At 70.1% G+C, this 13,248-nt stretch carries 13 protein-coding genes; 6 read left to right on the top strand and 7 right to left on the bottom strand.

Annotated elements, in window-relative coordinates; translation table 11 throughout:
* Positions 1 to 239: 239 nt before the first annotated feature.
* A complete protein-coding gene (gene crgA, locus QCN29_RS04900; protein ID WP_240139699.1) occupies positions 240 to 497 on the bottom strand; it encodes a cell division protein CrgA in 258 nt (85 codons plus the stop codon).
* Between the two features lie 174 nt (positions 498 to 671).
* Here crgA and QCN29_RS04895 point away from each other — a divergent pair, with 174 nt between their 5' ends.
* From QCN29_RS04895 to QCN29_RS04870, 6 genes are all read left to right on the top strand, one after another.
* Positions 672 to 1,448, top strand: a complete 777-nt coding sequence (locus tag QCN29_RS04895) for a DUF881 domain-containing protein (protein ID WP_279926443.1) — start codon at positions 672 to 674, stop codon at positions 1,446 to 1,448.
* 40 nt (positions 1,449 to 1,488) lie between these two features.
* Positions 1,489 to 2,220 (top strand): class E sortase, encoded by a 732-nt coding sequence (locus QCN29_RS04890; RefSeq protein ID WP_279926687.1) that lies wholly within the window; start codon positions 1,489 to 1,491, stop codon positions 2,218 to 2,220.
* A gap of 57 nt (positions 2,221 to 2,277) precedes the next feature.
* The gene (locus QCN29_RS04885; RefSeq protein ID WP_279926442.1) at positions 2,278 to 2,472 is read left to right on the top strand and encodes a hypothetical protein; all 195 of its coding nucleotides are present in this window, start codon (positions 2,278 to 2,280) and stop codon (positions 2,470 to 2,472) included.
* The gene (locus tag QCN29_RS04880) at positions 2,469 to 3,107 is read left to right on the top strand and encodes an aminodeoxychorismate/anthranilate synthase component II (RefSeq protein WP_240139696.1); all 639 of its coding nucleotides are present in this window, start codon (positions 2,469 to 2,471) and stop codon (positions 3,105 to 3,107) included. The genes QCN29_RS04885 and QCN29_RS04880 overlap by 4 nt, the downstream gene beginning before the upstream one ends.
* A gap of 5 nt (positions 3,108 to 3,112) precedes the next feature.
* Positions 3,113 to 4,558, top strand: coding sequence for a class E sortase (locus tag QCN29_RS04875; protein WP_398859131.1), 1,446 nt, complete (start codon positions 3,113 to 3,115; stop codon positions 4,556 to 4,558).
* 64 nt (positions 4,559 to 4,622) lie between these two features.
* Positions 4,623 to 5,309: a class E sortase gene (locus QCN29_RS04870; RefSeq protein ID WP_279926438.1), complete on the top strand. Its 687-nt coding sequence runs from the start codon at positions 4,623 to 4,625 to the stop codon at positions 5,307 to 5,309.
* 148 nt (positions 5,310 to 5,457) lie between these two features.
* Here QCN29_RS04870 and pknB read toward each other — a convergent pair whose 3' ends face one another.
* From pknB to QCN29_RS04840, 6 genes are all read right to left on the bottom strand, one after another.
* The gene (gene pknB, locus QCN29_RS04865; RefSeq protein ID WP_279926436.1) at positions 5,458 to 7,509 is read right to left on the bottom strand and encodes a Stk1 family PASTA domain-containing Ser/Thr kinase; all 2,052 of its coding nucleotides are present in this window, start codon (positions 7,507 to 7,509) and stop codon (positions 5,458 to 5,460) included.
* A gap of 199 nt (positions 7,510 to 7,708) precedes the next feature.
* Positions 7,709 to 9,172 (bottom strand): peptidoglycan D,D-transpeptidase FtsI family protein, encoded by a 1,464-nt coding sequence (locus QCN29_RS04860; RefSeq protein ID WP_279926435.1) that lies wholly within the window; start codon positions 9,170 to 9,172, stop codon positions 7,709 to 7,711.
* Positions 9,169 to 10,575, bottom strand: coding sequence for an FtsW/RodA/SpoVE family cell cycle protein (locus tag QCN29_RS04855; protein WP_279926434.1), 1,407 nt, complete (start codon positions 10,573 to 10,575; stop codon positions 9,169 to 9,171). The genes QCN29_RS04860 and QCN29_RS04855 overlap by 4 nt, the downstream gene beginning before the upstream one ends.
* Before the next feature lie 26 nt (positions 10,576 to 10,601).
* Positions 10,602 to 12,155 carry a Stp1/IreP family PP2C-type Ser/Thr phosphatase gene (locus tag QCN29_RS04850; protein WP_279926433.1) on the bottom strand — a complete coding sequence of 518 codons (1,554 nt, stop codon included), beginning with the start codon at positions 12,153 to 12,155 and terminating at the stop codon, positions 10,602 to 10,604.
* A 167-nt stretch (positions 12,156 to 12,322) separates the two neighbouring features.
* Positions 12,323 to 12,835: an FHA domain-containing protein FhaB/FipA gene (locus QCN29_RS04845; RefSeq protein WP_240139689.1), complete on the bottom strand. Its 513-nt coding sequence runs from the start codon at positions 12,833 to 12,835 to the stop codon at positions 12,323 to 12,325.
* A 10-nt stretch (positions 12,836 to 12,845) separates the two neighbouring features.
* Positions 12,846 to 13,248, bottom strand: a 403-nt coding sequence (locus tag QCN29_RS04840) for an FHA domain-containing protein (protein WP_279926432.1), incomplete at its 5' end; no start/stop codon positions are given.

Below are 13,248 nucleotides of genomic sequence, written 5' to 3'. Positions count from 1 at the left end.
TGATTTTCATGGTTTGTCGCATTTTGCTGCGCTCTGCCGGTGCCCGTCAGGTGGTGGCGAGGGTGACCCGGGCCGCCGGGCGGCGGCTTTCAGCCGGTCATACCGGCGTCAACGTCCCGGAAGTTATCCACAGATCGTCTGAACTTTCCACTGCCCTGTGGACAGCCCTGTGGATAACTCTGCGGATGGCTTGACGGGCGGGCTGCGGAACCGCTACCGCCGCGGCTGCTGCCCCGACGCTACTTCCACTGGGTGGACACTCCGAAGCCGCCGGCGATGAAGCCGAAGCCCACGACGATGTTCCAGTTGCCGAAGCTCTCGATCGGGAGGCTGCCCTCGGTCACGTAGAAGAGGACGATCCAGGCGAGCCCGATCAGGAACAGCGCGAGCATCACCGGAGCCACCCAGCTGCGGCTGGTCAGCTTGATGCTGGTCGCCTGCTTCGAAGAGGGCGGCGGCGTGAAGTCGGCCTTCTTGCGGATCCGTGACTTCGGCACGAGGGACTCTCCTGTCGATGCGCTGCGTGACCGCGCGGGGGGACTGTGGCTGGCGCCGGGACCGGGACGAGGGGGGACTTCCCCCTGCGCCCTCGGGCCACGGGGGCGGACCCCCGGCTTCCCGGGCGTCCGTTAGCGTAGTGCTTCCATGGCGCCGTAAGGAGTAAGGGTACGTTGAGCAATTCTGCCGACTCCCCGCAAGGGCCGGTCAGACGCCCGGTGTGGCGTCCCGTTCGGCTGCTCACCGTCGGCGTCTTCGCCCTGGCCGGGCTGATCTTCGTGACCAGCTTCAACACGGCCAAGGGTACCGACATCCGCACCGACGACTCGCTGCTGAAGCTCTCCGACCTGATCCAGCAGCGCAGCGACCGCAACGGCGAGCTCGAGGAGTCCACATCGGCCGTGCGCCGGGACGTGGAGACGCTCGCCGAGCGTGACGACGGCTCCACGAAGGCGGAGGACGAAAGGCTCGTCGCCCTGGAGCGGGCGGCCGGCACGCAGGAGGTGAGGGGCGAGGGCCTCACCGTCACCCTGAAGGACGCTCCGCCGAACGCTCAGGCCGCCCCCGGCTACCCCGAGCCCCAGCCCAACGACCTGGTCATCCACCAGCAGGATCTGCAGGCCGTGGTCAATGCCCTGTGGCAGGGCGGCGCCGAGGGCATCCGCGTCATGGACCAGCGGCTGATCTCCACCAGCGCCGTGCGCTGCGTGGGCAACACGCTCATCCTGCAGGGCCGGGTCTACTCGCCGCCGTACAGGATCACAGCGGTCGGCGACCGAGGGAAGCTGGAGCAGGCGCTCGCCGAGTCGCCCGCGGTGCAGAACTACCAGCTGTATGTGAAGGCGTACGGCCTCGGGTGGAAAGTCGACGAGCACAAGGCGGTGACTCTTCCCGGCTACTCGGGCACAGTGGACCTCCACCACGCGAAGCCCGTGGAGCCCGCGGAGTAGCCCCGGGCAGGGGAGCAGGGGAGCAGGGGTGCCGCTTGGAATGCGCTTCACCCGGCTGCTCGTCAGGATCGTCAGTGAGATCTGCATCACGGTCGGCGCGGCGCTGCTGCTGTTCGTCGCTTACGTCCTGATGTGGACGGGCGTCAAGGCCGACAGCGCCGTCGAAGGCGAGCTCGACCGGCTGGAGAAGCGCTGGTCGCAGTCGACGCCGCCGCCCGCCCGGCCCGAGGCCTCGGCGACGCCGCCCGCCCCCGCCCCTGCCCGGACCCCGACCGCGGACGCGTACGAGGACGGCAAGCCCTTCGCGGTGATGCGCGTCCCCCGCTTCGGGGACGGCTGGGAGTGGCCGGTCCTCCAGGGCGTCGGGGCGGCCGTGCTCAAGAGGGGCCTCGGGCACTACCCCTCGACCGCCCGCCTCGGCGAGGAAGGCAATGTCGCCGTCGCCGGACACCGCCGCACCTATGGGGACCCGTTCAGGGACTTCCCAGAGCTGAGGGCCGGGGACGCCGTGCTGCTGAACGACGGGGCCACCCGGTACACCTACCGCATCGTCGCCCGGCCCTACCAGACCGTCCCGTCCGACGTCGGCGTCGTGGAACCGGTGCCGCGCCCGCTGCGGGCCGGCGCGGCCCCCTTCGACGGCCCCGGTCGCTATCTCACGCTCACCACCTGCGACCCGGAGTGGGGCAGCAGCCACCGGCTGGTCGCCTGGGCCCGGCTGGAAGCGAAGGCCTCTGTGACGGACGGCGGGACGCGAGCCGTCCACAGCTGACCCACGGGCCCGTGCGGCCCTTTAGTCTGGTGCCCGTACCGAACGGAAAGGGACGGCATGTACGGCTGGATCTGGCGGCATCTGCCGGGCAACGCATGGGTGAGGGCCTTCATCTCACTCGTGCTGCTCCTCGCGGTCGTCTACGTGCTGTTCCAGTACGTCTTCCCGTGGGCGGAGCCGCTGCTGCCGTTCGGCGATGTGACGGTGGACGGCGACGGCGCCGGAGCGGGAACGGCAGGAGCGGACAAGTGAGCGCGCGCATTCTCGTCGTGGACAACTACGACAGCTTCGTCTTCAACCTCGTCCAGTATCTGTACCAGCTGGGCGCCGAGTGCGAGGTCGTGCGCAACGACGAGGTGGCCCTCGCCCATGCGCAGGACGGCTTCGACGGTGTGCTGCTCTCCCCCGGCCCGGGCGCGCCCGAGCAGGCGGGCGTCTGCATCGACATGGTGCGGCACTGCGCCGGGACGGGTGTCCCCGTCTTCGGGGTCTGCCTGGGAATGCAGTCGATGGCCGTGGCGTACGGAGGGGTGGTGGACCGCGCCCCCGAACTGCTGCACGGCAAGACGTCGTCCGTCACCCACGAGGGCAAGGGCGTGTTCGCCGGGCTGCCCTCGCCCTTCACCGCGACCCGCTACCACTCGCTGGCCGCGGAGCCGGGCGACCTGCCGGCCGAGCTGGAGGTCACGGCCTGGACCGCGGACGGCATAATCATGGGCCTGCGCCACCGTGAAAAGGCCGTGGAGGGTGTGCAGTTCCACCCCGAGTCGGTGCTGACCGAGCACGGCCATCTGATGCTCGCCAACTGGCTCGAGCAGTGCGGCGACACCGGGGCGGTCGGCCGTTCGGCGGGTCTGGCACCGGTGGTGGGCAAGGCTGTGGCGTGAACGCGATGCGCCCCGGGCACGGACAGGAGCATGGGCGCGAGCGTGAATTCGACCCGTTGGCGGACCCGTTGACGGACCCTCTGCCGGGCCCGCCGGCGGACCCCGTGCCGGGACCCTCGGCGACGGAGGCGGCGGGCAGCGGACGGGGCGGCCACGGCGCCGCCGAGGGCGCCCAGGGCTCGCCGTGGTTCCGTGCGGCGAGCATCCCGGCACAGCAGGAGCCGCCCCCGCAGGAGTGGTACGACCCCGAGGGCTTCCAGCGCGACTGGTACGGGCAGCCGCGGCAGGCGCCTCAGGGACCTGCGTCCGGCGACCAGGGGCAGGGCGGATACGACGGCTCCCGGGGGGCCGGGACGCACGCGGCCTTCGGCGTCACCGCCGGTGCGGCGGCTGAACCCGCGGCCGGAAGCACGCCGCCGTACACGGAACGGCCCACGCCCCCGGGCCGGCACCGGGGCGTGCCCGGCCCGCGCGCCGCCGGCTCCGCGCCCGACGACACGGCCGTGCTCGACGCCGTACCGGACGCCGCCGTGCCCGGTGGAGCGGGCGGGTCCGACGACGAGACGATGGCGCTGCGCACCGCCGAGGCGCACCCTGCCGCCGGGGAGGCGTATCCGGGGCCCTCCGGCCCGGGGAGGGCCGAGCGGCGCAGGGCGGCCAAGGGCAGGGGCCGTCGGCGGGCCGGCCCGGCGGCGGGAGCGCCGCCCCCGGTGTCCGGGACGGGCCCGGGCGGGCGGCCGCTGTCCCGTGTGGAGGCCCGGCGGCTGGTGCGGGCGCAGAAGGACAGCCCGGCCGTCATCGCGAGCCGTGCCCTCGGGGAGCTGTTCATCACCTGCGGCGTGCTGATGCTGCTGTTCGTCACCTATCAGCTCTGGTGGACGAACGTGCTCGCCAACCAGCAGGCCGACAAGGAGGCCAGCAAGATCCAGGAGAGCTGGGCCGACGGACGCGACCCGGGGCAGTTCGAGCCGGGCCAGGGCTTCGCGATCATGTACATCCCGAAGCTGGACGTGGTCGTCCCGATCGCCGAAGGAATCGACAAGCACAAGGTGCTCGACCGCGGGCTGGTCGGCCACTATGCCGAGGGCGCCCTGAAGACGGCCATGCCCGCGGACAAGACGGGCAACTTCGCGGTCGCGGGCCACCGCAACACCCATGGGGAGCCGTTCCGCTATGTCAACCGTCTCAAGCCGGGAGATCCGATCGTCGTCGAGACGCGGGACGCGTACTACACCTATGAGATGGCCAGCATCCTTCCGCAGACCTCCCCGGCGAACGTGGCCGTGATCAGCCCGGTGCCGCCGGGCTCGGGCTTCACCGGGCCGGGCCGCTACATCACGCTGACCACCTGCACGCCCGAGTTCACGAGTACCTATCGAATGATCGTGTGGGGCAAGATGGTCGAGGAACGGCCGCGCAGCAAGGGCAAACCGGACGCGCTCGTCGGCTGAGATCTCGCAAGCGTCAAGCTCAAGCGTCAAACGAACGTCAACACGGAGACGGGAAACGGGTGCAGTGGCACGTGCACGAAGCCGGATCGCCGGCGTCATCAGCGTCTTCGGAGAGTTGCTGATCACGGCCGGCGCGGTGCTGGGGCTCTTCGTCGTCTACTCGCTGTGGTGGACGAACGTGCTCGCCGACCGGGAGGCGGCCAAACAGGGCGACCAGGTACGCGAGGACTGGGCGAGCAGTCAGCCGGGCGAGCCCATCGGGCTGGACACCAAGGGCGGCATCGGCTTCCTCCATGTCCCGGCGATGGGCAAAGGCGAGGTGCTGGTGAAGGAGGGCACGGAGCCCGAGGAGCTCAACAACGGCATCGCGGGCTACTACACGGACCCGGTCGAGTCCGCCCTCCCCTGGGACAAGCAGGGCAACTTCACCCTCGCCGCACACCGTGACGGCCACGGGGCGAAGTTCCACAACATCCACAAGCTGAAGGACGGCGACCCGATCGTCTTCGAGACCAAGGACACCTGGTACGTCTACAAGGTCTACGAGACTCTCCCGGAGACCTCCAAGTTCAATGTGGACGTGCTCCAGCCGGTCCCCAAGGAGTCGGGCAAGACCGGGCCGGGCCGCTACATCACGCTGACGACCTGCACTCCGATGTACACCTCGGACTACCGCTACATCGTGTGGGGCGAGCTGGACCGCACGGAGAAGGTCGACGCGAAGCGCACCCCGCCGGCGGAGCTGCGCTGATTGTCCGGGGGCCGAAGGCCCCCGGACCCCCGTCCTGGACTCCCCCGCCGCCTGACCGGACTCCGTCCGCAGCCCCCGGAGGCGCCTCGGGGGTGTCCCCTGCGGAGGCGCCTCGGGCGGGCCGGGAACGGCCCGCCCGGGACTCTCGTCAGCCGTCGTCGCCGCGGAAGCCTCCGATGAAGCCTCCGCCGTCGCCTCCGCCGTTTCCGTTGCCGCCGTTGCCGCCGTCGGCGCCGCCGATCGTCCGGACCTTCACCGTGGTGGTGGCCGGGTCCACCGGAGTGCCGGGCTGCGGGTCCGAGCGGACCACCAGGGCGTTGCCGTCCTGCGAGCTGCCCTGCTCGAACTGGATGGTCGTGAAGCCGGCCTGGCCCAGCATCTGCTTGGCCTGGTCGACGGTCTTGCCCACGATCTGCGGGACCGGGACCTGCTGGGTCTGCGGGCCCTTGGAGACCTGGAGGGTCACCTTGCTGCCCTTGGGAGCGCTGGAGTTGCCGGTCGGGTTCTGCGAGATGACCTGGCCGGCCGGCTCGTCCGAGTCGACGTCGACCCGCTCCACCTCGAACTGCAGCTTGGTGAGCTGGTCGTTGGCGGCCGCGAACTGCCTGCCCACGACGTCGGGCACATTGCGGTTGGCCTGCTTGGCCACCGTCAGTGTGATCTTGGTGCCCTTCTCGGCCTTCGTCGTGCCCTTCGGGTCCTGCTTGAGGACCGTGCCCGGGTCCTCTTCGCCGTTCTCCACCTGGACGACGTCGACCTTGAAGTTCTTGCCCTCCAGGAGCTCCTTCGCGCGTTCCACGTCCTTGTCGACGACGTCCGGGACCTCGACCAGCGGCGCGCCCTCGGAGACGACGACCTGGACGGTCTCGCCCTCCTGCATGGACCCGCTCTCCGGGTCCTGGCTGCAGATGGTCTCCTTGGGCTGATCGCAGCGGTCCGTGCCGGACTGGGCCACGTTGACGCGGGCGTTCTCCGCACGGTCCTGGGCCTCCTGGAGGGTGAGGCCGACCAGCGACGGCACATTGACCTCGCCGCCGCCCTTCTCCTGGCCGAAGACCTCCCGGCCGATCAGTATCGCGCCGACGAGCACCAGAATGCCCGCGAGGACCAGCAGCACCGTGGAGGTGTGGGACTTGCGCCGCCCGCCGCCCGCGCCGCGGCGGTCCTGACGGTCGTCGTACCCGCCGAAGCCGCCGTCGTCCGGGTTCATCGGCGGAAGCATGGAGGTCTGGCCGGCCGCCGGGTCGGCCTGGCGCAGCGCCGCGGTCGGCTGGTCCTCGGGGGCGTACCCGCCGCCGTAGCCGACCGAACCCAGAGCGGCCGTCGCCGCGACCGGCTGGCCGTCCAGACACGCCTCGATGTCCGCGCGCATCTCGTCGGCGGACTGATAGCGGTAGTCCGGGTCCTTGACCAGGGCTTTCAGCACGATCGCGTCCATGGCGGGCGTGATCTCGGGGTCGAAGGCGCTGGGCGGCTGCGGCTCCTCCCGGACGTGCTGGTAGGCCACCGCGACCGGGGAGTCCCCGACGAAGGGCGGACGCACGGTGAGCAGCTCGTACAGCAGGCAGCCGGTGGAGTACAGATCCGAGCGGGCGTCGACCGTCTCACCCTTGGCCTGCTCCGGGGAGAGGTACTGGGCGGTGCCGATCACGGCCGCGGTCTGCGTCATGGTCATGCCGGAGTCGCCCATGGCGCGGGCGATGCCAAAGTCCATGACCTTGACCTGCCCGGTGCGGGTCAGCATCACGTTGGCCGGCTTGATGTCGCGGTGCACGATGCCGTTGCGGTGCGAGTACTCCAGTGCCTGGAGGATGCCGGTGGTCATCTCCAGGGTGCGCTCCGGCAGCAGCTTGCGCCCGGAGTGCAGCAGCTCACGCAAGGTGGAGCCGTCCACGTACTCCATGACGATGTACGGGATCGAGACCCCGGAGCCCCCGCCGGAGGAGCTGTCGTACACCATGTCCTCGCCGGTGTCGTAGACAGCGACGATCGCCGGATGGTTGAGCGAGGCGGCGGACTGGGCCTCACGGCGGAACCGGGCCTGGAAGGACGGGTCCCGGGCCAGGTCGGCCCGCAGCGTCTTCACGGCGACGGTGCGGCCGAGCCGGGTGTCGTGGGCGAGATAGACCTCCGCCATGCCACCACGGCCGAGCACCGAGCCCAGTTCATACCGGCCGCCGAGGCGACGCGGCTCTTCCATACTGTTCCAGCCCTCTCCGTCAGTCCCGACCGCACCCGCGTGTGGTCCGGCGGTGTGCTGTTCGCGCATACGGTACCGGGCGTGTCGCTTCTGATCGGCCGTCGGCCGTCAGCTGATACCCGACCGGTATCGCAAAGCGCAGGTATAGCCGCCGCGCGTGATCTGCATCACTCTGCCATGCCATGGCGTTGCGTCCGTGTCACTTCTTGCCGTCGAGGACCGCCTGCATCACGGCCTTGGCGATCGGCGCGGCGAGACCGCCGCCGCTGATGTCGTCGCGTGCGGTCCCCTGCGAGTCCTCCACGACCACCGCGACCGCGACCGGCGAACCGCTGTCGGTCTTGGCGTACGAGATGAACCAGGCGTACGGGCGCTTCTTGTTGCCCACGCCGTGCTGCGCGGTGCCGGTCTTTCCGCCGACGGTGACGCCGTCGATCGCCGCGTTGCCGCCGGTGCCCTTGGTGACGACGTTCTCCATCATCTCCTGGACGAGCTGAGCCGTCTTCGCGGAGATGGGCCGGCTCATCTCCTGCGGCTCGTTCTTCTTGATGACGTCCAGGTTGGGCGCCTCCAGCTTGTCGATCATGTACGGCTGCATCAGCTTGCCGTCGTTGGCGATCGCCGCGGTGACCATGGCCATCTGCAAGGGCGTGGTGGCGGTGTTGAACTGGCCGATCGCCGACTGCGCGTTGCCCGGCCGGTCCATCTTCTTGTCGTAGACGGAGGCGGCGGCGCGCACCGGGGTGTCGACCTTGGGGTTGTTGAAGCCGAACTTCTCCGCGTACTGCACCATCTTGTCCCGCGTCACCTCGTCGCCCAGCTTGGCGAAGACCGAGTTGCAGGAGACCTCCATGGCGCGGTTCAGGGTGGCGTTCTCACAGCCCCGCGCATGGTTGACCATCTCGGTGCGGGTGTTGGGCAGGATGTACGGGTCGGGGGTGTCCGTCGGCGCGTTGATGTCGTCGACGAGGCCTTCCTCGATCGCCGCGGCCGCGGTGACCACCTTGAAGGTGGAGCCGGGCGGGTAGATCTCACGCAGCGCGCGGTTCAGCTTCGGCTTGTCCGGGTCCTCCTCCAGCGCCTGCCAGGCCTTGGCGTCCTCGTTGCCGTACCCGGCGAAGGACGACGGGTCGTACGACGGCGTGGACGCCAGCGCCAGGATCTTCCCCGTCTGCGGGTCGATCGCGGCGACCGCGCCCTTCTTGTCGCCCAGCCCCTCGTACGCGGCCTTCTGCGCGGCCCCGCTGAGGGTGGTGACGACATTGCCGCCGCGCTTCTCGTCGCCGGTGAACATCGCCATCGTGCGGTCGAAGAACAGCTGGTCCGAGTTGCCGCTGAGGATGCCGTCCTCGAGCTTCTCGATCTGGTTGGCGTCGAAGGCCTGCGAGGCGTACCCGGTCACCGGCGCCCACATGGGGCCGTTGACATAGGTGCGCTTGTATGTGAAGTCCGTGTCGTCGGTCTCGACGGACCCGGTGATGGGCTTGCCGTCGACGATGATGTTGCCGCGCTCGTGCGCGTACCGCTCGATCTGGACGCGACGGTTTCGGTCGTGGGTGTTGAGGGAGTCCGCCTCCACGTACTGCAGCCAGTTGGTGCGCACGAGCAGGGCGAGGACCAGGAGTCCGCAGAAGATCGCGATCCGGCGCAGGGGCTTGTTCACGGTCGGACCACCTGGGTCATCTCGACGTCGGGGGAGGCGGGTGCGGGTGCGGGGCGGCGGGCGGTGTCGCTGATGCGGATCAGAATCGCGATCAGCGCCCAGTTCGCGAGCACCGAGGAGCCACCGTAGGCGACGAACGGCATCGTCATGCCCGTCAGCGGGATGAGGCCCATCACACCGCCGGCCACCACGAACACCTGGATCGCGAAGGCGCCGGAGAGGCCGACGGCCAGCAGCTTGCCGAACGGGTCACGGGCGGCCAGGGCGGTGCGCACACCCCGCTCGACGATCAGTCCGTAGATCAACAGGACCGCCATCATTCCGGCGAGGCCCAGCTCTTCGCCGAAGGTGGAGAGGATGAAGTCGGAGTTGGCCGCGAAGCCGATCAGGTCCGAGTTTCCCTGGCCGAGGCCGGTGCCCAGGGTGCCGCCGGAGCCGAAGGACATCAGGGCCTGTCCGATCTGCTCGCTCTGCCGCCAGGTCTCGTCCGCGAAGGGGTTCAGCCAGAACTCCACACGCTGCTGGACGTGCGGCTCAAAGCTGGCGACGCCGACCGCGCCGGCAGCGGACATCAGCAGACCGAAAACGATCCAGCTGGTCCGCTCGGTGGCGACGTACAGCATGATCACGAAGAGGCCGAAGAACAGCAGCGAGGTGCCGAGGTCGGTCTCGAAGACCAGGACCAGGATGGACATCGCCCACACCGCGAGGATCGGCCCGAGATCGCGTCCGCGCGGCAGATAGAGACCCATGAAACGGCGGCTGGCCAGGGCCAGCGCATCCCGTTTCACCATCAGGTAGCCGGAGAAGAAGACCGCGATGATGATCTTGGCGAACTCGCCGGGCTGGATGGAGAACGGGCCGAGGCTGATCCAGATCTTCGCGCCGTTCACGGCGGGGAAGAACATCGGCAGGATCAGCAGCACCAGCGCCGCGGCCATCGAGATATACGTGTAGCGCTGCAGGATCCGGTGGTCCTTGAGCAGCATCAGCACCGCGACGAACAGCGCGATGCCGATCGCGGAGTACATCAGCTGCTTGGGGGCGTCTGGGCTGAAGCTGTCGAAGAGGATCTCCGAGCGCCGGATGAGCCTGGGCGACTGGTCGAGCCGCCAGATGACCACCAGTCCGAGGCCGTTGAGCAGCGCCGCCAGCGGCAGCAGCAGCGGATCGGCGTACCTGGCGAACCTGCGCACCGCCAGATGGGCCACGCCGGCGAGCAGCCCGAGCCCGAGGCCGTAGCCCAGCATGCCCGGGGGCAGTTCGCCGTCGAGGGCGAGTCCGACGTTGGCGTAGGCGAACACCGGGATGACGACGGCGAAGACCAGCAGCGCCAGTTCGGTGTTGCGACGGCTCGGCGCGTCGATCGCGCCGATGGTGGTCGTGTTGGTGACAACGCTCATGGTGGAGAAGGGCCCCCTACGGCTGGTTACTGCTTACCGCAGTTCGAGGCCAGGTCCCGTTCCTTCTCCGTCAGGCCGGGGCCGGGAGAGGGAGAGGCTGCGGTGGCGGTCGGCTTGGATGTGGCGTTCTGGGCGTTCGAGGCATTGGACGCGCCGGCCGCTCCGCCGGTTTCATCCGCGCCCTGGGTCGGCGAGCCGGTCGGGGACGGGGAGGCGCCGGGCGGCGGGGTGCTCGCGTTCTCCGTGGCCTCGCGCCGCTCCTCGACCTGCTTGCAGACGGCCGCCTGCTCCTGCAGCTCCTGGACCTTGGCCTGCGCCTTGCCGAGGCTGTCCTCGGCGATCGTCGCCTGGACCTGCTTGCGCTGGTAGGGCGGGAGGTACTTGAGTTCGATGTCGGGATGGTCCTTGTGGACCTTCGACAGCGAGATCCAGGCGAGATCCTGGCTGATGCCCCGGTACAGCGCGATGTGTTCGTCCTTGGCGCCGACGTAGTACTGGGTCTGGGTCCAGCGGTAGCCGCCGTACAGTCCGCCGCCGAGCACCGCCAGGGCGAGCACAAGGTAGAAGGATCTCCTGAGCCACCTGCCGCCGCCGCGGCGGCGGCGGGGCTTGCCCGGGCCGTCGTCCGTGTACGAGGGGAAGGCGCCGTCCTCGGGCGGCATGCCCGCATACCCCTCGCCGCTGCCGGGCGGTCCGAAGCCGCCGGAGGACTGCTGGGGCATGGGGCGGCCCAGGCCCGCGGCGCGTCCCGCGGGCGTCTGCATCGCCGCGCCGTCGCCGAGCGGCGGAGGGTTCTCCGCCACCGCGCCGACCACGACGGGGGCGTCGCTCAGCTGCCCGGCCAGGGTGTCGCCGCCGTCGACGTCGAGGACATCGGCGACGATCACGGTGATGTTGTCCGGGCCGCCGCCGCGCAGCGCGAGCTGGATCAGGGCCTGCACGGTCTCCTGCGGGCCCTGGTAGCTGGCCAGGGCCTCCTCCATCGTCCCGTGGGAGACAACTCCGGACAGCCCGTCCGAGCAGATCAGATAGCGGTCGCCGGCGCGGACCTCGCGGATCGAGAGATCGGGTTCGACATGGTCGCCGCTGCCCAGCGCGCGCATCAGCAGGGAGCGCTGCGGATGGGTGGTGGCCTCTTCCTCGGTGATCCGTCCCTCGTCGACGAGCCGCTGCACCCAGGTGTGGTCCTGGGTGATCTGGGTGAGCAGGCCGTCGCGCAGCAGATAGGCGCGGGAGTCGCCGACGTGGACCAGGCCGAGCCGCTGGCCGGTCCACAGCAGCGCGGTCAGCGTGGTGCCCATGCCTTCGAGCTGCGGATCCTCCTCGACCATCTCGCGGAGCTGATCGTTGGCCCGCTGCACGGCCGTGCCGAGGGAGGTGAGGAGGTCGGAGCCGGGGACGTCGTCGTCGAGCTGGACCAGGGTGGAGATCACCTCGGAGGAGGCGACCTCGCCGGCGGCCTGGCCGCCCATGCCGTCGGCGATGGCCAGCAGGCGGGGGCCGGCATAGCCGGAGTCCTCGTTGCCCTCCCGGATCATGCCCTTGTGCGATCCGGCGGCGAAGCGCAGGGACAGACTCATGCGCACCTGCCCTGTCGACGCCGCCTCGGGGTACAGCCGGTCTCGAGCCACACTGCCCACCCTCCGGTCGGGAGCCGGCCCCGGCCGTCCGCCGGGGCCGTCGCGCAGCTCGCCGTACGGGCCGCCGCGGCTCGCTCGCTCCGCTCGCGCTCATTCATGATGCAGCACTACTTCCGCAGCTCGATGACGGTCTTGCCGATGCGGATCGGCGCGCCCAGCGGAATCGGGGTCGGGGTGGTAAGCCGGGCCCGGTCGAGATAGGTGCCGTTGGTGGACCCGAGGTCCTCGACGATCCACTGGCCGTCACGGTCCGGGTAGATCCTGGCATGCCTGCTGGAGGCGTAGTCGTCGTCCAGCACGATCGTCGAGTCGTGCGCCCGGCCAAGCGTGATGGTCTGGCCCTGCAGCGCCACCGTGGTGCCGGTGAGGGTGCCCTCGGAGACGACCAGCTTGGTCGGGGCGCCACGGCGCTGCCGGCCGCCGCCCGACTGCTGTCGCTGCGGCGGCGGGGTGGCGGACTGGCGCTGCTGCGGGCGGTTCTCCGCGCCCCGGCGCGAGCCGCGCTGTGTGACGCGTGTGCCGAACAGATCACTGCGGATGACCTGGACGGCCACGATGACGAACAGCCACAGAACGGCCAGGAAACCCAGCCGCATGACCGTCAGGGTCAGCTCTGACATTGCCCCCGCTTCACCCTTCGGCTTGCCGGTAAACGATGGTGGTGCTGCCCACGACGATCCGCGAGCCGTCGCGGAGCGTAGCGCGGGTGGTGTGCTGCCCGTCTACCACGATGCCGTTGGTAGACCCGAGATCCTGGATCGTCGAGGGCGTTCCGGTCCGGATCTCGCAGTGCCGGCGCGATACGCCGGGGTCGTCGATCCGCACATCGGCGTCGGTGCTGCGGCCCAGCACCAGCGTCGGGCGGGAGATCTGATGGCGGGTGCCGTTGATCTCGATCCAGCGTCGTACAGGTGCACCCGCGTGTGCGCCCGGCAGCGGGCCGGGGCCGCGGCCGGCGGCATGTCCGCCGGGCGGCGGGGCCGCGGGCATGGGCGGGGCGGGGCTCGCGGCCGGGTAGCCGTAGCCGCCGCGG

This window comes from Streptomyces chengmaiensis (assembly GCF_029846775.1).
Lineage (GTDB): Bacteria > Actinomycetota > Actinomycetes > Streptomycetales > Streptomycetaceae > Streptomyces > Streptomyces chengmaiensis.
The sequence above is the reverse complement of the archived record's forward strand: the minus strand, read 5'-3'. Positions and strand labels throughout refer to the sequence as shown.

Bases quoted from the DNA above. Each gene is read 5' to 3' on its own strand.
- QCN29_RS04890 (WP_279926687.1), top strand. From the start codon at position 1,489: ATGCGCTTCACCCGGCTGCTCGTCAGGATCGTCAGTGAGATCTGCATC.
- QCN29_RS04875 (WP_398859131.1), top strand. From the start codon at position 3,113: ATGCGCCCCGGGCACGGACAGGAGCATGGGCGCGAGCGTGAATTCGAC.
- QCN29_RS04885 (WP_279926442.1), top strand. From the start codon at position 2,278: ATGTACGGCTGGATCTGGCGGCATCTGCCGGGCAACGCATGGGTGAGG.
- QCN29_RS04845 (WP_240139689.1), bottom strand. From the start codon at position 12,835: ATGTCAGAGCTGACCCTGACGGTCATGCGGCTGGGTTTCCTGGCCGTT.
- pknB (WP_279926436.1), bottom strand. From the start codon at position 7,509: ATGGAAGAGCCGCGTCGCCTCGGCGGCCGGTATGAACTGGGCTCGGTG.
- QCN29_RS04850 (WP_279926433.1), bottom strand. From the start codon at position 12,155: ATGAGTCTGTCCCTGCGCTTCGCCGCCGGATCGCACAAGGGCATGATC.
- QCN29_RS04855 (WP_279926434.1), bottom strand. From the start codon at position 10,575: ATGAGCGTTGTCACCAACACGACCACCATCGGCGCGATCGACGCGCCG.